Raw genomic sequence first — 22,419 nt, forward strand, 5'->3', positions numbered from 1 at the left:
TTTTAGAAATGATTTTGCTGCCGGGTGCTGGTTTTGTTAAAGCAATTCTTTTATCATTTGGTCAAGAGCCTGAGCGCTTGCGGTTCCACTTCCGACAAATATTTTTGCAATCTTACCATCACGATTGATGAGAATCTTGGTAGGATAGGCCATTATATTGTATAAACCAGGTACAGCGGGTTTTCCTTGCTCAGCCTTTTCGCTCAATACGTTGATCCAGCTCATTTTATCTTCCTCAAGGGCAGTTGTCCATTTCTTATACTGTTCTTCGGGAGTACCTCGTTCGTTAGCAACACCTAAAATTTCAAACCCCTTAGCTTTATAAGTTGCATATAGCTCGCGCAGGTGTGGGTGTGTTTGCCGGCAAGGGAAACACCAGCTACCCCAGAAATCCAGCAATACCAGTTTTCCTTTAAGTGATGTCAGGCGAATCTTTTTTCCATCCCTGTCTTTTAATACAAAGTCAGGAGGTAATGCACCTATAGCTGTGTTTTTGGATCGTTCAATTCGTGCTGCATACAATTTGCCCTCAAGTGATGATTTTAATGCAGGCTGAATTTTTTTGAAAAGAGGTTCGATTTCGGATGGTTCCAGTATAGTACGGGTATACTCGTTCAGCATATCGAGCATCATACCTGATTGTGGGTGACTAAACATAAAGTCTTTTTTTACCGCATCTATTTGATCTTGTATAGCAGTACTCTTTTTTGTGAAGCTTGCGATGGCCAGACTGTCCTTATTTTTATAAGCAAGACTGCCTTCCTGGGCGTATAGCTCGCTGCTCGCTTGGTACAATGGAGCTAACTTTGCTTTTAAATTTTGGCGGTCGCTATCGGCAGCAGAACCACTTATAGTCGTTTTGTTCAGTTTTCCTGCTGAAACTGCCGTCAGTTTCCCCGCATCGATATAGAACTCATGACTGTAGTCTTTTAATAATCTGGTCTGCTTGTGGTATTGCTCAACACTGTCAGCCACTTTTAATTGTATGGTAGCTTTACTAGGGTAGGAAATTAGCCCCTTAAAACTGTAAGTTCCGTTAATCAGCTGAGTACTGTCTTTTATTTCTTTTCCGTTTTGCTTAAACTGCAAATAAACAAGGTTGTCAACAATACCTTTGCTGTCCGCTACTTTACCATTCAATGTAAAGGTGCCAGGTTTAAAGTCTATATTGTTCTGGGCTACTCCCAAAAAGGGAGCAAGCGCCAGAACAAATGTTAAAATGGAGTTCGTATTTAATTTCATCGTTGAATTTCTACCTGTTAGTTTTGTGGCATATCTGGATTGAAGTGGATCACACTCGCTGGTATTTTAAGGGTGTATTTCGGACTATGCTTTTCCAAAATTGTGATCACCTCTCCAGTGGTACTTAGACGAATAACTACAGGCATTCTATTTTCTGCATCCAGTTTGCGCATGTCCATCCATCTGATTCCTTTAAAAGCCAACTCAAACCGACGCTCCAACAAGACACGTTGTAATACAGTTTCCTGATCGGTAGACGAGAAAGCCTGATAAGAGGCTGTCGCTGTCCGGAATTTGCGAATATCATTCATTTGATCTAGTGCAAGTTGCAAGTTGTTTGCTCTTGCTGCAGCCTCAGCGATGATCAGTTTCATTTCAGATACTGATGTTCCAAAACTAACTACACCTCCCGCTGGTGAGAACACCGTTTTGCTACGGACTAGGAAGCTGAAATCTCCAAGATTGGTGTAAAACAGCTTCAAACGTAAATCCGCTTTATTAAATGACTTCAAAAAATCTAGAGCAACAGGTACAGTCAATGTTGAGTTTGTACCATAACGGGCATAAATCTCTTGCTTGTTGATGGTCATGGCCGGAATGGCCGTTTTGCTGGCAAAGGCATTTAAGTCTAAAAGCATCGTTCCACTTTCTTCCAGTGCTTTGTTCGCAAATTTAGCCGCCTCAGTATAATTGTTCATATAATAGTAGGTTCTGGCCAATACACTGTAAGCTGCATTTGCAGCAGCCCTAAATTTATTGGTATTGTTGTTTTTATTGAGGTTGGGTAATGCTGCATTCAGATCTTCAATAATTTTTCCATAGATAAAGCCCACTGTAGCCCTTTCAGGAGTTTGCTCCATGATATCGGTTGAAGTGATAAATGGAACGGCTAGATCAGTACTTGCTGTTGCTTGGTTATAAGGTTTGCCATATAGATTAACCAAATACAGATATTCAAATGCTCTGCCTACCAATGCCTCTGCCTTTAATCTGTTCTTATCTTGTGTTGAACCTGTTGTTGCATTTTCAACCTGATTAATTACTGCATTGTAAGCGTAAATGTTTGCATAATGGAAACCCCAAACCAATGGACGTTCGTTGATTGTTGGATTTAGCTGATTTGCCCACAAGTAACTTAAAGTTTTTGTGTCAATTTTGGTTGGGTTTACCGCAGCATCATCAGCGTCATCTGTCATTACATTTAGCAGCTGCTCCGCACTACTAGTTAAAGACTGGCTATTAAGTAACAGGTCGAAATCTGTAAACGTTTTTAAAAGTACTCTACCTCTTGGTTCAACCTCAAGAAACTTCCCACAGGAAGTGAAGAGGATTAATGAACATGCTATAATTAAGGTTTGATAGATATTGGTTTTCATGATTGCAGATTAAAAATTAGTAAATAAACCAATGGTGAATGTTGGTACAAGATTTCTTCTCATATAATCTCCTGTAGCCGGGCTGTAATTGTATTTGTTGAAGCCTTTGGTGTATAAATTAGAGCCTTGTGCCTTGATTTCAAAATTGCTAAAGCCTATGGTTTTTAAAAACTGGTTGTTTAGCCTGTAGGATACGGTTACATCTCTTAACAACAGATAAGAGCCGTTCACAACATATTTGTTTGAGTTGTTGTAGGCCGGGAAATCATGGCTGAAGTCGATTGTGCTGATGTTATAAAACCCCATTACATCAGTTTTAGCTTCGTCTCCTGGCGTCTTGAAGTAATTTTCGGCACCTTCCTGTGGACGATTACTGGAAGGGCTAGGTCTGGGAATTCGCGTTTTAAAGCCAGTATATAGATCAATCATCGCATAAAAGTAAAATGGACCTATATCAAAACGGTTACTGATGCCTATCGCATAAGGAGGAATGCCATTGCCTGAATATTCCAGGTCATTAAGACCTTCGTCATTGCTAGAAGTCAGTTTTTTAATATTATTATTCTTATCATAAACAGTTGGCAATCCATCTGCGTTTAAACCTGCTGCTCTATAGCTAAATAATGAGCCAACAGGGTAACCAACGATGTAGTTGTTAATATTCGAACCGTCAACGTAGTTATAGTTGAATTTTGTGCTGTTTTGATATACGTCACGTACTTTACTGGTATTATAAGAAAATGCAATTCCAGTATTCCAGTTAAAGCTTTTGCGTTGTATCCAGTCACTGTTTAAGGCAATCTCAAAACCTTTGTTGTCGAGCTTTGCAGAGTTAAGCACAGCTGAAGAAGCCCCTTTAGTCGGATCTATTCCGGTATTGCCTAATAGGTCTTTACTCTTTTTACTATAAAAATCGATGCTACCGGTAATGCGTTTAAAGATGGTGAAATCTAATCCGGCATTGAAGTTGTTTGTCTCTTCCCAACGTAATGCGCTATTTTCCAGGCTCAAAATATTTAATCCTGTGGATGTAGGGCTGGTACGGAGATTATTGGCGTAATTGGCAATAATTTGTGGTAAGCTGACTTTTGAAACGTTTCCGTTAAATCCTTTGGATGCCCTTAGTTTTAAATGATCTACCCATGCCAATTGCTCCATGAAAGCTTCTTTGTCAACATTCCATGCTGCTCCAACAGACCATAGCGGTTTGTAACGATACTTTGGATCAGTACCAAACAGGTTTGACTGATCAATTCGCATACTTCCCGATAGGGTGTATTTAGACTTAAAGGTATAGACTCCGTTAAAGTAGGCCGATACGTAGCGGTTGTCTTCAAATGTTTTTTGAAAAAGGTCTGTAAAAGATAGTTGTGGATTAGGGTAGTAAAGTGGGTTAGACCAAGTTCCGGTAAGGATTTTATTGTAATCTACCGGTTGTTGTAGCAGCGTTTGATCGTTATAACCAAAATTTGCAAAACCATTGAGTTCGGCAGTTACTTTGCGTGTCTCTGCACCTATAATTACATTGATTGCGTGATCTTCGCTTAGTTTTTTATCATAGTTCAACTGCGCACGTAAGGTGTAGCCGGTTGTGGTTGCTACTTTGGTCTTGTTATAGCCACCTTTAGGTAAATTGAATTTAATGATGCCATCGGTTCCAACTTCTGAATAGTTATTCACGTATTGTTTAATTTCTGAGGCATTTTCGGTTGCAATATGCTTATTTGTGGTTGTGCTGAATTCGTAGACTCCACCCACTTTTAAGGATAAGCCAGGTATAAATTTGTATAAAAGATCTCCTACAATTTTATTGGAAGTCGTCATGCCTCTGTCACTCACTTCATTAATATCTCTTAAAGGGTAACTCATGTTGTCGAAATAGCCTTGAGCGATCATAGCATTGCTAAAAAGAGGATTGATCGGAGAGCCGGCAAATGTAGCTTTCGGATTTCCATTATCATCCTGAAAGCGTTCAAAAGAATAAAAATCGTTTAATCCGAATACAGGAACACTGTTGTTTTTAGTCTGGATGAAATCGGTAGTCATGATAAAGGACAATTTATCATTGAAATTATAGCTGCCTCTCCCAGAAAGTAGAAACCGCTGATCATTTGACTTAATTTTGCTGTTCTGGTTTCTGGTGAAATTAGAGGAAACATAGTATAATGCTTTTTCTGTTCCACCGGATAAGTTGAAATCGTATTGCTGTGTGACTTTGTTTTGCTCAAAATATTTGCTGTAATCAGCTGTATTGTCATAAGCATATTGATCGGCCATCCTTTTTTCAGCTTCCGCTCGTGTAATTAAGCCATCAGATAGGTCGAGTAAGGGTTCATCGCCTGCCGAGTACCTTTGCGGACTATTGGGATAGAAATTTTTTGGATACGGATATCTATCATAGGCATCTATGTTATATCTCATTTTTGTAGAGGTAGGTGCGAATCTGTAGGTGGTGTAATCTTCTTTAGGGGTTATACTCAAGGTGCTTCTGAAAGCAAATTTGGGATCGCCCTTTACCGCTTTTTTACGCTCTACAATGATTACCCCATTTGAAGCCCTTACCCCATAAATTGCTGCTGCGGCTGCATCTTTTAGTACTGTTACCGACTCAATCTCGTTTGGATTAATGCCATCTAAACTTAATTCCGTAGGATAGCCGTCCACAACAACTAAAGGTTGTTTGGTAGCCGAAATTGTTGAAATACCGCGGATCTGGAACAGGGAGTTGCCCTCAAACTTTAAGTCTCCATTAATTAAAACCCCTGCAAGTTTGTTCTGTAAGCCTTGTAAGAAGTTATTGGTCACAATTGGTGACTCATAGGCTTTATTGTTAATGGTGCTTGTAGCACCTGTAAGCTGCTCTGTTTTTATTTTTTGATAACCAGTAAATACAACTGCTACCTCATCAAGTTCCCCGGTTTTTACTTCTAGTTTTATAGTAGGATTGGTTTTAAGTGCAGTTGCTGCAATTTCTTTGGTTTTATAGCCTACGAAGTAAAATTGCACGATGTCTTTTTCGTTGAGGTTGTCTAAAACGAATTCACCATTGGTGTTTGTGAATGCTGTTTTTCCTGTGCTTTTAACTTTAACGGTAGTGCCAGGCAGTGGAAATCCCTTCTCGTCGAGTACTTTTCCCCTGATTTCTATGGCCGTAAAAAAATCAACAACCTTATCCAAAAGGGATGGTAGTCGGTGTTTGATGATTACAGTTTTGTCCTTTAATGTATAAGTTAGCTCCTGATTGGCAAAGCACAATTCCAGGGCATCTGTCAAGCTTACTGCTTTTATATTTATACTAATCGGCCTGGCATTTCTGATCAGTATGGTATTGCCAATAAAGTCGTAACCACTTTGGCTTTGTATTTTATTGATGATGGCTTCAAAAGAAGTGTTTTTCTCATGTAAAGTGATTTTTTGAGCAAAACTGCTCGCATTTACCTGAAGTAGAGACACAGTCATTATGAAGACGGTCAGGTTAATCCTCATTATCCATTTCTTTTCCTTACGAACATAAGCCATAAGCTTAGTTCTAAGATTGTAATAAATCATATATTTGATTGTTTGGGTTTGGTTTGTTGATAATTGTGCTTACGATTTTTAATGGGTGAACTCAAGCGTTAGCCAGGGGAGGGTCGGATCTCTCCTGGTTCTTTTGATTTCCCATTCTTTATTCGGATTTCCGAATATTCTTTTAGTAATTTTTACTTCATAACGGTGATTCTCCTTCCATCAATTTTAAAATGAACATTTCCTGTTTCTTCGATCAGCTGAAGTACTGATGAAATATTTTTTGCTCTTGATACCACGCCAATGAATGATACTTGTGTTGTATTGTCTTGAAAGGATACATCAACATCATACCATCTGGATATTTTATGCATGATGCTGCCCAGATTCTCATCATTAAATATAAAATAACCATTTTTCCAGGCGACCGCTTCTTTGATGTCTGCTTCCTGAATTTTTAGGTTGCCATCGGTTAAAATGGCTTGTTCGTTAGGCTTTAAGATTTGTGGAGCAAGCATTGAAAGTTTTGAGCCTTTGCTTAGGTGATAAGGGGAAATGCGTACAGAACCCTCTAGTAATGTCGTTTTTACAATGGCATTGTCTTCATAGCTGTTGACATTAAAATGGGTGCCTAATACTTCAACTTCCTGCCGTGCGGTAACTACTATAAAGGGCTTTGTTTTGTCTTTAGCAACTTCGAAATAAGCTTCGCCACTAAGTATAACTTTTCGCTCTTTCAGAGGGCCAAAGAATGTGGGGTATTGAAGTGTTGAAGCAGCATTTAGCCATACTTTTGTTCCGTCCGGAAGGTTAATCTGGTATTGCCCCCCGCGAGGTGTAGCTATTGTGTTGGTTTTAGTTGCAAGCTTGGTATATTGTTTATCAGAGATTTCAGAATTGACCTGGTAGACTATTTGTCCGTCTTTAGTTTTTGTGATGCTTACTCCAGCTTCTGTAGCAAGTTCTCCTTTTGTTGTATCAGATAGTATAATTTTACGGCCATCAGCTAATGTTAATGTGGCTTGGTTCTTACCGGGACCAATGTCGTTTTTATACGTTATATCAGATTTGGAATGGGGTTGTTGGTTTCTGATTGCGAAAAAGTAGATTCCTATTGTAGATAGTATTAAAATTGCAGCTGCCGCAGTAAATATTTTTCTGCGAATAAAGCGGTAATTATTTAAGGTCTTAGTTTGTTGTTGTGGGGTATCAATAATGTTGTTGATATCTGTAAATAGCGCATCCAGCCATATTTCTTTTTGCTGAATATTCATTTTTTGCCAGCCGTTATCATCGTTGTGATATGCAGCCAGCCAGTTTTCTACCTGTTGTTGCTCAAGTGGAGTACATTTGTCGTTCAGATATCGGTCTAGTAAATCTTTCGTTTTGTTCATCTGTATATAAATGCGCTTTCAAGGGTATAGTCGTATCAACTACGCTTTGGTACCGTAAGATTTTAAAATATATTTTACTTTATTTTTGTTAAAGTAAGAGTACCGAAAGTTTATCAAGTGTTTCTCTCAGTGACTTCATGGCTGCTGTTAATTGATTCTTTACAGTTTGATCTGATAAATTTAGTTTGCTGGCAATATCAGTAATGCTATGATGGTCTTCTCTACTTAATTTGTAGATTTCTCTGGTGCGCGGGGGAAGTTTTTCAATGGCTTGATCGACTATTTTTTTAAGGTCTTTTGCTTCTAGTTCCTTTTCCGGATTATAAGAGGAGTACGTAGATAAGGACTGTAAAATGATCGCATATTCTTCTCTGGTTATATTTTTACGGATTTTGTCAATCACCTTGTGTCTTACGGATGCAAATAAATAGGTTTGGACAGAAGAGGTAATGAAAATTTTCTCACGTGTTGTCCATAAACTTGTAAAGAGGTCTTGTATCAGGTCACGGGCATCATCCATTGAAAATAGTTTTGCAGTTGCAAAGCTTGTCAATTGGGGCGCATGTCTTTTGTATATTTCTGCAAAAGCTTCCCTGTTGTCCTGTTTTAACAGATCAATAAGTTCCTGATCAGAAATTGAATTGTAAGATGGCATAGTCAGTTCCCCTAAAAACAAAGTTAGATTTTAATCGGAGAATAGGAGGGTAATACTTAAGCAAAGTATATCTTTTAAAGGAAAAGCCCTGTTGAATTTCAACAGGGCTTTGAACTTATTGAATGGCTAGTTCCCTTTTTCTTTTCATGTGCCTTTGTAACCCAGATCCGGCATAATGTGGATGCTTGCGCAATTCATTGATGTTGATCCGTAATTGTTGTCCTTTACGCCATAAATATCCTCCGGCTGTTAGGGTGTGCCCGTTAACTGCCAGGTGGATGTTGGTATTGTCAACTTGTGTTGCTTTTGCTGCGGCTACACAATTTTTAAAGGATTGAATCCAGCGGCCATCTAAATCATATTGGGATATCCCCGATCTGCTAAGGGTTATTTTTGGGTCGACAGCGATCTTTTTCTTGATCACCTTGCTCCATATAAAACCGCCATAAGTTAAGCCTCGGCCATTAATTACATTACGGATACCATTTTTGTGGACTTTAACTGCTTTTGCGGCTTCTACGGTATTGATATGTGTATCAACCAGATTGCCTTCAAGATCATATTGCCCTATGATGTGTTGTTGTTTTGCGAGTGGGGAATGTCCATACCATCTTTCTTTCAACATGGGCTTTAGGTCAAGCTCGAGCTCATTGCCTCGCCTCCATAAATATCCACAAGCGGTAACCACTTTTCCTGTATCTCTGGCTGCAATAGAAATATATCCTTGAGCAGTGTTCATTGCTTCTGCTGCAATTCTGGCATTGGAATAAGTTTCCAGTAATTGCCCTGTTAAAGAATAGCGGCTGACATTGTAAGTGCCTTTTTGTTTTTTCGTTGCAGTGATCTTGTCACGACTCTTTTTCTTTATTTCTTCACTAAACTCCGGGAAAAATGATCTTCTTCTTCCGGACGCCATCATCCTTGCCGCTTTGTCTTTTGGTGTGCCTAAGAGCAAGTTTTCTGCTCTTAAGTTAAGGTTGTCCCCGTCTTTTGGAAATACCAGAAGTTGCTTGTCACTTAGGTCGAATTCGTCGACAAAACAATAATAGACCAATCGGGCAACACTTAAATAGTACCTTCTTTTGTTGGCGGATAAAGTAATTCCTGCATATTTTGCAGTATCGCCGGTTTGAGAGTTTTTGCTTTCAGAGATTATTGTTTTGATAATCATGCCAGGTTTTTGTCTGGCAATACCTTTTTTATCGATAGAGCTTTTCTCCAATCTACGTACTCTCCCTAAGCTAGAAACCTCGTATGGCGCATCCAGTTTTGGAATTGAGGACCATAATTCACCTGGGAGCGCTTCAGGTGAAAGGTTTTCGTATGGGTAATTCATATTTGGCATAATTTGATGTAAATATATCAGATTAAGTATTTATCTGGTTAATTTTTTTTCGTTTTATTTTTGATCAAATTCTTTTTGTGGCTAATAAACAATTAGAATTTTTTTTAGTTTATTTTTTCTTGCCTTTTTTGAAAAGAAATTCCAAAAGTATAGGGAAACAATATCCAGACTATCCTTTTGTGGGAAATTTATGAATTTGAATCTATGGGCTGGAATTTGTATTGCTTTTGGTCTTTTTGATGCTTTGTGGTTGTGCTTTTGATGAGGATATTGAGGTGATTGTATTTTTTTGTATTTGATGTGTGGTTTGGAGGAGTGTTTTTGTGTTAAGTCTTAGTTTTTTTGGTTGAAGTTGTCTTGAAGTGAGTGGTGTTTGGATTTTTTTGCTGTTCTTTGTAAAGAAATCTGGTTTTTTTGTTGTTTTTGAATGAAAACTGGAATTTAAATCTTATTGTATGACCAACAAGAAAGTATTAAAAGTCGGATTGGACTCTGCAGCTCCATTTCCAATGCATTCTGATTACAATGCTGAAAATTTTGAAGGATTTGAGGTTGATTTACTCCGGGCCATTACCAGTCATCTGAATTTAGAAGTTGAATATGAAGTTTCTTTATGGTCTACCATACTGGAAAAGCTGTTTAAAGGCGAACTCGATCTCATTTGTTCTGCTGTAACGGTAACGGCCTCTCGTCAACATATTCTTGAATTTAGTAATCCTTATTTATATTTCAGATTATGTGCAGTAGTGTCAGAGAACGATTCGTTATCTGGTTTACACCATTTTAAAAATAAAACGATAGGGGTGAGGGAGGCGACAGAGGCAGAGCGGTATGTACGGGAACAGTTTCCAGCAAACAACATTGTATATGCGGTTACCAATAAAGAACTTTATAGAAAGCTACAGTCTGGAAAAATTGATTTGTTGATTGACGATTCGCCAATAGCGGGCGGCTTCCTGCAAAAGAATAAAAAGCTAAAAATAGGAATGTTCCTGCCTAAAACGGATTCATCTTACGCTATAGCTATGAAAAAAGGAGATGTAAAACTTAAAGCTCAATTTAACGAAGTACTGAGTCTGCTTAAAGAAAATGGCACCTACCAGAATATCTATAAAAAATGGTTTAGCGAGATACAGTTTTAGTCTTCGTCGACTACAACGGTAATGTCTTTATCGAGCTTTATGGTGTGTAGGACTTTTGTTTTTTCGCTATAGACAACTACTTTGTTTTCGTCCAGATATTGTACCAATCGATAAGGTGTTGATATTTGGATATATCTCCATTGGGTGTAAAATTGATCCTGGATTGCTTTCTCTTCAGGTAAAAAAGTAATGATTACTTCAATGTCTGTTGCTCTACTGATAAAGAAGCGATCACTGGTTTGTAGTGATTGTTGACCTAAAGCTGTATGGTTAAGCGCCTCCAGAGCGATAGCTCTTAGTCCTGATGCAGGCTGACTTGGGTTTTTATTGATCAGATCTACAATGAGGTTGTTTACTTCATCTCTGTTTTTCAGAAGTTTCCCGTTGCCAACTTTTAATATTTTAAAGTAGATTTTTAATGGTTTCATGTGAGGTTGAATTGACGACTTGAAGCATCGCGGCCAAATATATAAAACTTCTGCTTTTAATGACTGGACAAAATATTATCTTTAATTATGAATAAAAACAGGTTGGAAGCTTTTAGTGATGGGGTGATGGCGATTATCATTACCATTATGGTTCTGGAATTGAAAACCCCGCATGGGACTACCATTGCGGCCTTAGTTCCATTGATACCTGTGTTGATGAGTTATCTGTTGAGTTTTATCTATGTAGGTATATACTGGAATAACCATCATCATATGATGCAGCTGGTAAAAAAGGTTAATGGCAAGGCCTTATGGGCAAATTTACATTTACTTTTCTGGCTTTCTTTGTTCCCTTTTGCTACAGCATGGATGGGTGAAAATCATTATGAATCCTGGCCTGTAATTATTTATGGCTGTGTGGTATTTATGGCTTCGGTTGCTTATTTTATTTTGGAGCGGACGTTGGTGAGGTTACACGGTGCTGATTCTGTAATTGCTCAGACCTATGGGCTTGATATTAAAGGGAAGGTTTCGTCGGCTATTTATATTGTGAGTATTGCAGGAAGCTTTATGAGTTCATGGATTGGTATAGCAGGCTATGTGTTGGTCGCCATTATTTGGTTTGTCCCTGATACAAGGGTAGAGAAAAGACTTCAAAAGGAAGAGCCGGAATAAATGCAATAAAATTTGGATTGCATTTGACATTGCATTTCAATTAGCTTAGCTTTGCACAAAAAAATAAAGATACATGAGTGTTTTAGTAAATAAAGATTCAAAAGTTATTGTTCAGGGTTTTACTGGAAATGAGGGTACTTATCATGCTTCTCAAATGATCGAGTACGGAACTAATGTTGTTGGTGGCGTAACACCGGGCAAAGGCGGACAAACTCATTTAGATAAACCGGTATTTAATACGGTAAAGGATGCGGTTGATCAAGCTGGCGCAAATGTATCTATCATTTTTGTTCCACCTGCATTTGCAGCAGATGCTATCATGGAAGCTGCTGAAGCTGGAATTAAAGTTATTGTTTGTATTACTGAAGGTATCCCTACTAAGGATATGATTCAGGTTAAAGAATATATTTCTGACAGAGATTGCCGTTTAATCGGTCCTAACTGCCCAGGTGTGATTACAGCTGACGAAGCTAAAATTGGTATCATGCCAGGTTTTATCTTCAAAAAAGGTACAGTAGGTGTTGTATCTAAATCGGGTACTTTAACTTACGAAGCTGTTGATCAGGTAGTGAAAGCTGGATTAGGTATCACAACAGCAATTGGTATTGGTGGTGATCCAATCATTGGTACAACTACTAAAGAAGCGGTTGAATTGTTAATGAACGATCCTGAAACTGAAGGTATCATCATGATTGGTGAAATTGGTGGTGGTATGGAAGCGGAAGCTGCACGTTGGATTAAAGAAAACGGTACTAAGCCGGTAGTTGGCTTCATCGCTGGTCAAACTGCTCCTGCTGGACGTAGAATGGGTCATGCTGGTGCCATTGTTGGTGGTGCTGATGATACTGCTGCTGCAAAAATGAAAATTATGGCTGAGTGTGGTATCCGCGTTGTGGAAAGCCCTGCAGAGATTGGCGCAGCAATGGCTGAGCTATTGAAAAAATAAGCCTGTTACATAAAGATCTTCTTGTATAAATTAAAAACTCCGGTGAATTCGTTCATCGGAGTTTTTTGCTTTACGCTTATAACGGTTTTAATACGCTCGTCGTTTTTTCCATTTTTTTCCAGTGTTGTGAATCTTTATACAATGTTTTGCTAAATGGCAAACGGGGTTTAATGGCTTTTTTGTAGTCCTGGCCAAAGATGCGGTAAGGAATATTAGGGTTTTCTGCAATGCATTCCAGTATCGCTTTAGAATAGGCTGTAGGGCCCGTCATCCAGTGTACACTGTTTGGGTAGGAGTTTTCTTTGATGTTGTTGATGATCACCTCCAGTGTTCTCTTTAAAAATGGATGTCCTGCTTCAAAGATTAGCGCCCATTGTACAAAAATGTTTGGGAATTTTTCTTTAGAGATTATTGCGACATCCTCCGGTTTGATGAAGGCATCCAGATGCCCAGGTACATAAGCGTCAATGTCCAGGTAAACGCCACCTTTTTTATATAATATGGCATACCTAAAAAAATCAGCTTTCGCTGCACCGATATTTAGTTGGTTGTAAGCCTGGAGTACCTCAGGTTCATATTCTTCTTTTAAAAAACGAATGATACGCTCGTCGTCATAAAACTCATAGCTATAATCTTTATTTCTTAACTTTAGCCATTTAACCGACAATCTGTTGATCAATGGTAATTTGTTTGTTTTGAATGTTTGATAAATAACTTTGGGGATTGCCATATTGGATTACAAGTGTATGGCTCAAAGTTAATACGTTTTACAATAAGATAATGAAGACAAGAACATTTATGTTTGCGGGATTGTTAGCTTTAAGTAGCTTAGCAGCATGTGCACAGCAGTCTAAAAAAGGGGATACAAAAAAAACTGTGAAGAATATGGAGTGGAATAAATTAACTAAGGAAGAAGAAGATGTAATTGTTCGTAAGGGGACTGAATATCCGGGGACGGGTAAGTTGCTGAACAATAAGGAAAAGGGTACTTATACCTGCAGGCGTTGTAATGCCCCTCTGTACCGGTCTGAATCTAAATTTGAGTCGCATTGCGGATGGCCGAGTTTTGATGATGAGATTAAAGGTGCGGTAGAAAGAATTCCCGATGCAGATGGGATGCGTACGGAGATTGTATGTGCGAATTGCAAGGCACATTTGGGGCATGTATTTATTGGAGAAGGTTTCACAGAAAAAAATACCCGCAATTGTGTGAACTCTATTTCTATGGATTTTGTGCCCGATAAGAAATAATATTTTTAACAATGATATTGTTATAGTGTCCGATGATAACTTGTCGGACATTTCTTGTTTTTAAGTACTTAGTTTACTTATGTTTGTCCCTTCACCAACTATAGTAAATATGAAGTATTGTTTATTGTTATGCGGTATGCTAATTTCTTTTCTGGGTTTTTCTCAGGATATTTCAGATGAACCGGGTTTAAATACGGTTCTTGATAAGCCGCTGGCATCCTCATCCAATCACTCTTCTAAATTAATCTCAAAAACGGTTTACGCAACATATTATCACAGAAAATTTGAAGGTCGTAAAACAACAAGTGGCGCAAGGTATCGTAAGAAGAAGCTGACAGCTGCCCACATGAGCTTACCTCTTGGAACTATTGTGACGGTAACTAATCCGGCAAATGGAGAGTCTGTAAATGTTGAGGTGAATGACAGGGGGCCTCATTCCAGAAAATTCAAAATAGATCTTTCTGAAGCGGCAGCCAGAGCAATTGGTATTTATGGAAAAGGTGCGGCTAAAGTTGAAATTAGTTACCTCCCGGATACAGATTAGCCTTTTTAACTTTAACTGCGTTATAGTCAGTTTCTTGAATTTATTAACACAGTTTCCATAGTTTTTCTCTTTATAAAAAAGAAATAAATACCAACTTTTCAGGGTAATTGGTGTGTCAATTTTGTCTTTTAGTGTTGATAAAAATGACGGCTTGTTAACAACTATTGTTCTCTTATCAGAGCTTCAGACTTTATATTTGTTTACATAAAGTACTTTAGTAAATCACTCAAAGATTTTTAGTTAAAGTTGTCATATTTAGTTGCTTAAGGTTGTTGGATAATTTTATGTCTTTTAAACTTTTAATAACTGGATGTGGATTGCTTGGCTACCAGATTTATCAGGGCTTTATGAAGTCAATATACATTTACCTTATTAAAATAGATCCTTATGCAAGAAGAAGAAGTATTATTAAAAGAAAACAAAGACAGATTTGTTCTTTTGCCGATTAAATATCCTGAAATCTGGGAAATGTATAAGAAGACTGAAGCAAGTTTCTGGACTGCCGAAGAAATCGATCTTTCGGATGACCAGAAGCACTGGGATAATCTGAATGATGGGGAAAGACATTTTATTTCGCATATTCTTGCTTTCTTTTCTGCTAGCGATGGTATCGTAAATGAAAACCTTGCTGTAAACTTCATGAGTGAGGTACAATTGCCTGAAGCACGTTGCTTTTATGGTTTCCAGATCATGATGGAAAACATTCATGCAGAGACTTATGCTTTGTTGATTGATACTTATATTAAAGATCCGGAAGAAAAGGACAGGTTGTTCCATGCTATTGATACTGTTCCTGCAGTAAAGAGAAAAGCAGAATGGGCATTGCGCTGGATTGACAATGGTAATTTTGCTGAACGTTTGGTGGCATTTGCTGCGGTAGAAGGAATTTTCTTCAGCGGTAGTTTCTGCTCTATATTCTGGTTAAAGAAACGTGGTTTAATGCCGGGGCTTACTTTTAGTAATGAGTTGATCTCAAGAGATGAGGGTTCACATTGTGAATTTGCTTGTTTATTATATAAAATGCTTAAAAACAAATTAAGCCAGGAACAGGTTCATGCTATTATTAGTGATGCTGTAGAAATCGAGAAGGAATTTATTACTGATGCATTGCCTGTTGCCCTGATCGGAATGAACGCTAAATTAATGTCGCAATATATTGAGTTTGTGGCCGACAGGTGGTTGCAGGAATTGGGATATGCCAAAATATATAACGCTACTAATCCATTTGATTTTATGGAGATGATTTCATTGCAAGGTAAAACCAACTTCTTTGAAAAAAGGGTGGGTGACTATCAGAAGAGTGGCGTGTTGACTTCAACAGAGGATAAAGCAGCCGCATTCTCATTAGATGAAGATTTTTAGTACTTATCGGGGTTAGACGATAAGAAAATAAATAATAATTGTAATTCGGTGCCGATGCTGAGTTTCTGCTCTAAAACTCAATATGCACTTTAAATACTTGAAAATATGTTCGTAATAAAAAGAGATGGCCGCAAGGAAGCGGTAAGATTTGATAAAATAACGGCTCGTATTGAGAAGTTGTGCTATGGGTTTAATGTTGAGCTTGTAGATCCGATCGATGTTGCCAAGAAGGTAATTGAGGGACTATATGACGGTGTTACTACTTCAGAACTGGATAATCTTGCAGCAGAAACCGCAGCCTCTTTAACTACAAAACATCCGGATTATGCCCTGCTGGCTTCTCGTATAGCAGTGTCTAATCTTCATAAAAACACAACGAAGTCATTCTCCAAAACGATGGAGATGTTATATAATTATATTGATGCTAAAACAGGCAAACCAGCAGCGTTGATTGCAGATGATGTTTGGGAAGTGATTGAGAAGAATGCAGACATTTTAGACAGTACAATTATATATGACAGGGATTTTGGTTTTGATTACTTTGGTTTCAAAACTTTAGAAAAGTCTTATCTGTTAAAGGTTGAAGGGCAGATTGTTGAACGTCCTCAGCATTTGTTTATGCGTGTTGCTGTAGGTATCCACAAAGGTGACATTGACAGCGCTATTGAAACTTATAACCTGATGAGTGAGCGTTGGTTTACACATGCCACACCAACGTTATTTAATGCGGCTACTCCTAAACCTCAAATGTCTTCTTGCTTTTTACTAACCATGCAGGATGATAGCATTGAGGGAATTTATGATACTTTAAAACAAACTGCTAAAATCTCTCAGAGCGCTGGCGGTATTGGTTTAAGTATTCACAACATCAGAGCTACAGGTTCTTACATTGGTGGTACCAATGGTACCAGTAATGGTATTGTGCCAATGTTGAAAGTGTTTAACGATACTGCACGTTATGTAGATCAAGGTGGAGGTAAACGTAAAGGTGCTTTTGCGATCTATTTGGAGCCATGGCATGCCGATGTTTTTAGTTTCTTAGACTTGCGTAAAAACCATGGTAAAGAAGAATTGCGTGCTCGTGATTTGTTCTATGCGCTTTGGGTTTGTGATTTGTTTATGAAACGTGTGGAAGAAAATGGCGATTGGAGCTTGTTCTGTCCGCATGAAGCACCAGGATTAGCAGATTGCTTTGGTGAAGAGTTTGATGCTTTGTATGAGCGTTACGAAAAAGAAGGAAGAGCACGTAAAACTGTTAAAGCTCAGGAATTGTGGTTTGCTATTCTGGACTCACAAATTGAGACTGGTACACCTTATTTATTGTATAAAGATGCTGCCAACAGCAAATCGAATCAACAAAACCTGGGTACCATAAAAAGTTCTAACCTTTGTACCGAAATTATTGAGTACACTTCTAAAGATGAAGTTGCGGTTTGTAATTTGGCTTCTCTTGCATTGCCAAGATATGTAATCAACGGTGAGTTTGATCACCAAAAATTATACGATGTAACTTATCAGGCTACAATAAATCTGAATAAAATTATAGATTATAACTACTATCCGGTAGAAGAAGCCAGAAACTCTAATATGCGTCACAGACCGGTTGGTTTAGGTGTACAGGGTTTAGCTGATGCCTTTATTTTAATGCGTTTGCCTTTCGAAAGTGAAGGTGCCCGTATCTTAAATAAAGAGATCTTTGAAACGATCTACTTTGCAGCTATGACTGCTTCTCATGATCTGGCTGTTAAGCATGGTCCGTATGAGACTTTTGCAGGTTCTCCTTTATCTAAAGGTAAGTTCCAGTTTGATCTTTGGAATGTACAACCGGATAGCGGCCGTTGGGATTGGGAATCTTTACGTGAGAAAGTAGTGAAAGACGGTGTTTACAACTCTTTATTGGTTGCACCAATGCCTACGGCTTCTACTTCACAGATTCTGGGTAACAACGAATGTTTTGAGCCTTACACTTCTAATATTTATACCAGAAGGGTATTGAGCGGTGAGTTCATCGTAGTAAATAAACATTTATTGAAAGACTTAGTGGCACTGGGTTTATGGACTCCGGCTATGAAAGACAGGATTATTTTGGCTAATGGTTCTATTCAGGACATTGCTGAGATCCCTGATTACATCAAAGATTTATACAAAACAGTTTGGGAAATCAAAATGCGTAGCATTATTGATATGGCTGCCGACAGGGGTGCTTACATCTGCCAGTCGCAATCACTAAACTTGTTTATCAATGCTCCAAATACTTCAAAACTAACTTCAATGCATTTCTATGCATGGAAGAAAGGATTGAAAACTGGTATGTATTATCTACGTACTCAGGCAGCCTCTCAAGCTGTTAAGTTTACGGTAGAAAATCAGGCTGGTAAAAACATGGAACCGGTAATTCCTGAGCACATCGAACAAAGTGCTGAAGAAATTGTAGAAGGTCCTGTTTGCTCAATGGAGGAAGGCTGTATCAGCTGTTCAGGTTAATCATTCAGATTGATATATCTCAAAGGAGTAAGAAGCGATTCTCACTCCTTTTTTATGGTATATTTGCACTATAATGATTGCTCCTTAATCCTGACTCGTTGAATGGCAAAACATGAAATTATACCTTGCGAGCGTTGCAACACTTCTATTGAGTGTAAGGCGAACGCATATACCAAATGCCAGTGCAGTGTAGTTCATCTTGATTTAAATGAGGTACAATACATTAGTGAGCTATATGATGGCTGCTTATGTGCTAAGTGCTTATTTGAATTGCAACAGGAGTATAGGGACGATGTTACATCTTAAATGATATAATTTGCTTGAAAAGGGGAAGCCAATGTATCTTTTTTCTCTTCTGATCAAAAGGGAAAATATACCGTTTGGATAGAAGAGCCATCAATATTGGATCAGTTTGAGGCTAAAGTTCAAAAAGTAGTGATGGAGTAGAAGAACTGCTTCGTTTTTTATTTTAACTTTGCATTTCAAATATTGAAGAATGGCTAAAGTACAGGTTGGACTGGTGCAGATGAGTTGTACCGCTAATAAACAAGAAAATTTAGATAAGGCAATTTTAAAGATTAGAGAAGCAGCGGCAAAAGGCGCGCAAATTGTGTGTTTGCAAGAGCTTTTTACTTCTCTATATTTTTGTGATGTTGAAGATTACGAGCACTTCAATTTGGCTGAGGCTATTCCTGGCCCGTCTACAGATGCTTTGCAAGTTGTTGCAAAAGAATTGGGCGTGGTGATTATTGCCTCGTTGTTTGAGAAGCGTACAGCAGGATTGTATCATAATACCACAGCTGTTTTAGATGCCGATGGTGCTTACCTGGGTAAATATCGCAAGATGCATATCCCGGATGATCCGGCTTACTATGAGAAATTTTACTTCACTCCGGGCGATTTAGGTTATAAGGTTTTTCAGACAAAATTTGCTAAAATCGGTATATTGATCTGCTGGGATCAATGGTATCCTGAAGCATCGCGCATCACAGCGTTGATGGGTGCTGAGATTATGTTTTATCCAACCGCTATTGGCTGGGCGACTGATCAGGATGAAGAAACAAATAAAGATCAATATAATGCATGGCAAACTATCCAGCGTTCTCATGCTGTAGCAAATGGAGTGCCTGTAGTAAGTGTAAACCGTGTAGGTCTTGAGCAAGACGGAGCCATGAAGTTTTGGGGTGGAAGTTTTGCAACAAATGCACAGGGCAGATTACTTTATTTAGGTTCACATGATAATGAAGAAACTAAAGTGGTAGAGTTGGATTTATCTGAATCTGATTTCTTCCGTAAACATTGGCCTTTCTTACGGGATCGTAGAATAGATTCTTATCAGCCGATTACTAAAAGGTTTATTGACGAAGATTAAAACGCAGAGATGTCATCATTTAACGACGTAAAATTTTACAACAGCCCAAGAAACAGAAGCTTTAGCTTTCCTGCCGAATGGACAGAGCATGAAGCGACATGGCTAAGCTGGCCTCATAAAGAAGCCTCATGGCCGGGAAAAATAGATAAGATCTATGGTCCCTATTGTCAGTTTATTAAAATTATTGCCGAAGGTGAAAAGGTAAGAATTAACATTAATGATGAAGCAACCAAGGCTTTTGCTATTGCAGAACTGGAAAAGGTTGGTGCTGATATGAATAATGTTGAGTTTTATTTTTTTCCAACCAATGATGCATGGTGCAGAGATCATGGCCCCGCATTTTTAATGGATGTTTATCGCGATAAAAAAGCCGTTGTGGATTGGGGATACAATGCATGGGGGGATAAATATCCTCCGTATGATTTGGATGATGATATTCCAACAAAGATTGCACAGCATTTTAAGTTGCCTTTATACTATCCGGAGATTGTAATGGAGGGTGGTTCTGTTGAGTTTAATGGAGATGGTACTATTTTAACCACCACTGCCTGCTTGTTAAATAAAAATAGAAATCCACATTTAAGTAAGGAAGAGATAGAGGAGTATTTACTTAATTTTTATGGTGCAGAGCAGATATTATGGCTAGGTGAGGGGATCGTTGGAGATGATACCGATGGCCATATTGATGATATTACCCGTTTTGTGAGCGAGGATACGGTGTTGACCGTTGTAGAAAGTAATCCACTGGATGAAAACTATGTTATTCTTCAGGAGAACCTGGAGACCTTAAAAGGGATGCGCTTATTTGACGGTCGGCCATTAAAAATTGTGGAACTGCCAATGCCTTCGCCGGTTATTCATGAAGATACCCGTTTACCGGCTTCTTATGCTAATTTTTACATTGCCAATGCGGCTGTTATTGTGCCGACATTTAGGGATGTGAATGATGAGATCGCGTTGGAGATTATTCAGAGTGTTTTCCCGGATAGAAAGGTCGTAGGCATAGATTCAACGGACATTATCTGGGGACTAGGTAGTTTTCATTGTTTAAGTCAGCAGGAACCTGCATCAAAATATAACAGAATAAAATATTAACCAGATGAAATTATTAGAAGGAAAAACAGCACTTATTACTGGTGCTTCTAAAGGAATAGGCCGCAAAATAGCGGAGAAATTTGCTGAACAAGGTGCTAATGTAGCTTTTACTTATTTATCATCTGTAGAAAAGGGACAGGCTTTAGAACAGGAATTACAAAGTTTTGGAACAAAAGTAAAGGGGTATCGTTCTGATGCTTCTAAATTTGATGAAGCAGATCAATTGATTAATGATATCGTAGCGGATTTTGGCGCGTTGGATATCGTTGTTAATAATGCGGGGATTACTAAAGACGGTTTATTGATGCGCATGAGCGAGGAGAACTGGGATGATGTGATAAATGTAAACTTGAAGTCGGTATTTAACGTGTGCAAGGCTGCTTCTAAGGTAATGATGAAAGCTCGTAAAGGATCTATCATCAACATGAGCTCTGTAGTAGGTGTTCAGGGAAATGCAGGACAGGCTAACTATGCTGCTTCTAAAGCAGGGATCATTGGCTTCTCTAAATCATTGGCTAAAGAATTAGGTTCACGTAACATCCGTACCAATGTTGTGGCTCCTGGTTTTATCCGTACGGAAATGACAGATGTACTGGACCCTAAAGTTGTTAAAGGCTGGGAAGAAGGTATTCCACTGAAAAGAGCTGGAGAGCCTGAAGACGTAGCTAACGTATGTGTATTCCTAGCTTCAGAGATGAGTTCGTATGTTACCGGGCAAGTACTGTCGGTTTGCGGCGGAATGCTGTAAGAAAAAATAATAAGAAAAATGGGCTGTATCATCATGATGCAGCCCATTTTTTATTTAAAGAGGTATTTATCTTCCTGTAATACCACATTTGGCGGCACATTGTGTCGTTCGAAATAGGCATAGCCCGGTTGTAGGTTTTTCCAGAAAGCTTTTTGCGCTGGAAATTGAACCAGGTATTTTTTAAGGTTTTTGTGGGTCATTTTAAAAGGGAAGATATGCACAGGGATTTCTAATTGTCCTCCATTTTTTGCTTCAACAGTCAATACATAGATTTCCTTGATTTTTTCATCAGTTAGCGGAATACAGCCAACAGTTACGCAATTTCCATGGATATAAATATCGCCACCGGGCTTTTCCTGACCACTTCTTAATAAATCGATCTTATTTGGGTAATTTACCCCCAGTGATAAATGAAATTTACTCTCAGGATTAAAGACATTGATGTAATAAAAACCCTCCGGCGTTTGTAGATCTCCTTCTTTTATTTTTGGCCCAAGGATACCCGAATGGGCACAAAAGTCATAGGTTTTGAACAGTTTATACCTTTTCTCGTTTCCGGATTGTAACCACAATTCTAATTTTCCTTCGCTTTTGTAAGCAGCCAGGTAAAGATTAAAAGAACCTTTGATTCCAGTCTGTCTTAACTCCCTTTGTAAGCTGTCCCATTTCTCATCGTATGCAGTCTTTACCCTTTCAAATGTTAGTTGATGGGTTTTAAAACCCGATTGAGCAAAGACGGGTGAGGTGATGCTTAATAATAAAATGAGCTTAAAATAGGTTTTCATATTTAGCAAGAGTTTGGTAAAACAAACTTAGACAAAATGCTTAGTAGTTTCTTTTAAAATTTAGCATC

20 protein-coding genes are annotated in these 22,419 nt (G+C 38.4%); 11 read left to right on the forward strand and 9 right to left on the reverse strand.

The features are described 5' to 3' along the window. Positions 1 to 36 precede the first annotated feature (36 nt). The 6 genes from P0Y49_02055 to P0Y49_02080 form a co-directional block, all read right to left on the reverse strand. Positions 37 to 1,242, reverse strand: coding sequence for a TlpA disulfide reductase family protein (locus P0Y49_02055; protein ID WEK19935.1), 1,206 nt, complete (start codon positions 1,240 to 1,242; stop codon positions 37 to 39). A 17-nt stretch (positions 1,243 to 1,259) separates the two neighbouring features. Beyond that, on the reverse strand, positions 1,260 to 2,618 hold the full coding sequence (locus P0Y49_02060) for a RagB/SusD family nutrient uptake outer membrane protein (protein ID WEK19936.1): 1,359 nt from the start codon (positions 2,616 to 2,618) through the stop codon (positions 1,260 to 1,262). A 9-nt stretch (positions 2,619 to 2,627) separates the two neighbouring features. Then, complete coding sequence (locus P0Y49_02065; GenBank protein WEK19937.1) at positions 2,628 to 6,167, reverse strand: SusC/RagA family TonB-linked outer membrane protein; 3,540 nt, start codon at positions 6,165 to 6,167, stop codon at positions 2,628 to 2,630. A gap of 152 nt (positions 6,168 to 6,319) precedes the next feature. Beyond that, entirely contained in the window at positions 6,320 to 7,519 is a 1,200-nt protein-coding gene (locus tag P0Y49_02070) for a DUF4974 domain-containing protein (GenBank protein WEK19938.1), read from the reverse strand. Positions 7,520 to 7,607: 88 nt separating this feature from the next. Next, entirely contained in the window at positions 7,608 to 8,195 is a 588-nt protein-coding gene (locus P0Y49_02075; protein ID WEK19939.1) for an RNA polymerase sigma-70 factor, read from the reverse strand. Positions 8,196 to 8,289: 94 nt separating this feature from the next. Further along, positions 8,290 to 9,510, reverse strand: coding sequence for an NUMOD1 domain-containing DNA-binding protein (locus P0Y49_02080; GenBank protein WEK19940.1), 1,221 nt, complete (start codon positions 9,508 to 9,510; stop codon positions 8,290 to 8,292). 464 nt (positions 9,511 to 9,974) lie between these two features. On the opposite strand from P0Y49_02080, the gene P0Y49_02085 reads away from it, so the two are divergent. Next, positions 9,975 to 10,661: a transporter substrate-binding domain-containing protein gene (locus tag P0Y49_02085; protein ID WEK19941.1), complete on the forward strand. Its 687-nt coding sequence runs from the start codon at positions 9,975 to 9,977 to the stop codon at positions 10,659 to 10,661. Here the strand turns inward: P0Y49_02085 and P0Y49_02090 are convergent. Continuing rightward, a complete protein-coding gene (locus P0Y49_02090; protein WEK19942.1) occupies positions 10,658 to 11,089 on the reverse strand; it encodes a hypothetical protein in 432 nt (143 codons plus the stop codon). The two genes, P0Y49_02085 and P0Y49_02090, sit on opposite strands and share 4 nt — an antisense overlap. Positions 11,090 to 11,176: 87 nt before the next feature. Here P0Y49_02090 and P0Y49_02095 point away from each other — a divergent pair, with 87 nt between their 5' ends. Next, complete coding sequence (locus P0Y49_02095) at positions 11,177 to 11,764, forward strand: TMEM175 family protein (GenBank protein ID WEK19943.1); 588 nt, start codon at positions 11,177 to 11,179, stop codon at positions 11,762 to 11,764. 73 nt (positions 11,765 to 11,837) lie between these two features. Further along, positions 11,838 to 12,710 (forward strand): succinate--CoA ligase subunit alpha, encoded by an 873-nt coding sequence (gene sucD, locus P0Y49_02100; protein ID WEK19944.1) that lies wholly within the window; start codon positions 11,838 to 11,840, stop codon positions 12,708 to 12,710. A gap of 76 nt (positions 12,711 to 12,786) precedes the next feature. Here sucD and P0Y49_02105 read toward each other — a convergent pair whose 3' ends face one another. After that, the gene (locus P0Y49_02105; GenBank protein WEK19945.1) at positions 12,787 to 13,440 is read right to left on the reverse strand and encodes a glycosyltransferase; all 654 of its coding nucleotides are present in this window, start codon (positions 13,438 to 13,440) and stop codon (positions 12,787 to 12,789) included. Between the two features lie 50 nt (positions 13,441 to 13,490). Between P0Y49_02105 and P0Y49_02110 the strand changes: the two genes are divergently transcribed. The 8 genes from P0Y49_02110 to fabG all read left to right on the forward strand — a co-directional run bounded on the left by P0Y49_02110 (position 13,491) and on the right by fabG (position 21,566). Further along, entirely contained in the window at positions 13,491 to 13,961 is a 471-nt protein-coding gene (locus P0Y49_02110; protein ID WEK19946.1) for a methionine-R-sulfoxide reductase, read from the forward strand. Positions 13,962 to 14,097: 136 nt separating this feature from the next. After that, the gene (locus P0Y49_02115) at positions 14,098 to 14,505 is read left to right on the forward strand and encodes a septal ring lytic transglycosylase RlpA family protein (protein WEK19947.1); all 408 of its coding nucleotides are present in this window, start codon (positions 14,098 to 14,100) and stop codon (positions 14,503 to 14,505) included. Positions 14,506 to 14,892: 387 nt separating this feature from the next. Beyond that, positions 14,893 to 15,867 (forward strand): ribonucleoside-diphosphate reductase small subunit, encoded by a 975-nt coding sequence (locus P0Y49_02120; protein ID WEK19948.1) that lies wholly within the window; start codon positions 14,893 to 14,895, stop codon positions 15,865 to 15,867. 105 nt (positions 15,868 to 15,972) lie between these two features. Further along, positions 15,973 to 18,351 (forward strand): ribonucleoside-diphosphate reductase subunit alpha, encoded by a 2,379-nt coding sequence (locus P0Y49_02125; GenBank protein ID WEK19949.1) that lies wholly within the window; start codon positions 15,973 to 15,975, stop codon positions 18,349 to 18,351. Between the two features lie 102 nt (positions 18,352 to 18,453). After that, complete coding sequence (locus P0Y49_02130; GenBank protein WEK19950.1) at positions 18,454 to 18,657, forward strand: cysteine-rich CWC family protein; 204 nt, start codon at positions 18,454 to 18,456, stop codon at positions 18,655 to 18,657. 190 nt (positions 18,658 to 18,847) lie between these two features. Then, positions 18,848 to 19,723, forward strand: coding sequence for a carbon-nitrogen hydrolase (locus tag P0Y49_02135; GenBank protein WEK19951.1), 876 nt, complete (start codon positions 18,848 to 18,850; stop codon positions 19,721 to 19,723). A 9-nt stretch (positions 19,724 to 19,732) separates the two neighbouring features. Further along, positions 19,733 to 20,818, forward strand: coding sequence for an agmatine deiminase family protein (locus P0Y49_02140; GenBank protein WEK19952.1), 1,086 nt, complete (start codon positions 19,733 to 19,735; stop codon positions 20,816 to 20,818). 4 nt (positions 20,819 to 20,822) lie between these two features. Beyond that, complete coding sequence (gene fabG, locus P0Y49_02145; protein ID WEK19953.1) at positions 20,823 to 21,566, forward strand: 3-oxoacyl-[acyl-carrier-protein] reductase; 744 nt, start codon at positions 20,823 to 20,825, stop codon at positions 21,564 to 21,566. 50 nt (positions 21,567 to 21,616) lie between these two features. On the opposite strand, the gene P0Y49_02150 is transcribed toward fabG, so the two are convergent. Continuing rightward, a complete protein-coding gene (locus tag P0Y49_02150; GenBank protein WEK19954.1) occupies positions 21,617 to 22,351 on the reverse strand; it encodes a L,D-transpeptidase family protein in 735 nt (244 codons plus the stop codon). Positions 22,352 to 22,419: the final 68 nt, after the last annotated feature.

Origin of the sequence: Candidatus Pedobacter colombiensis, assembly GCA_029202485.1 — a bacterium.
Taxonomy (GTDB): Bacteria; Bacteroidota; Bacteroidia; order Sphingobacteriales; family Sphingobacteriaceae; genus Pedobacter; species Pedobacter colombiensis.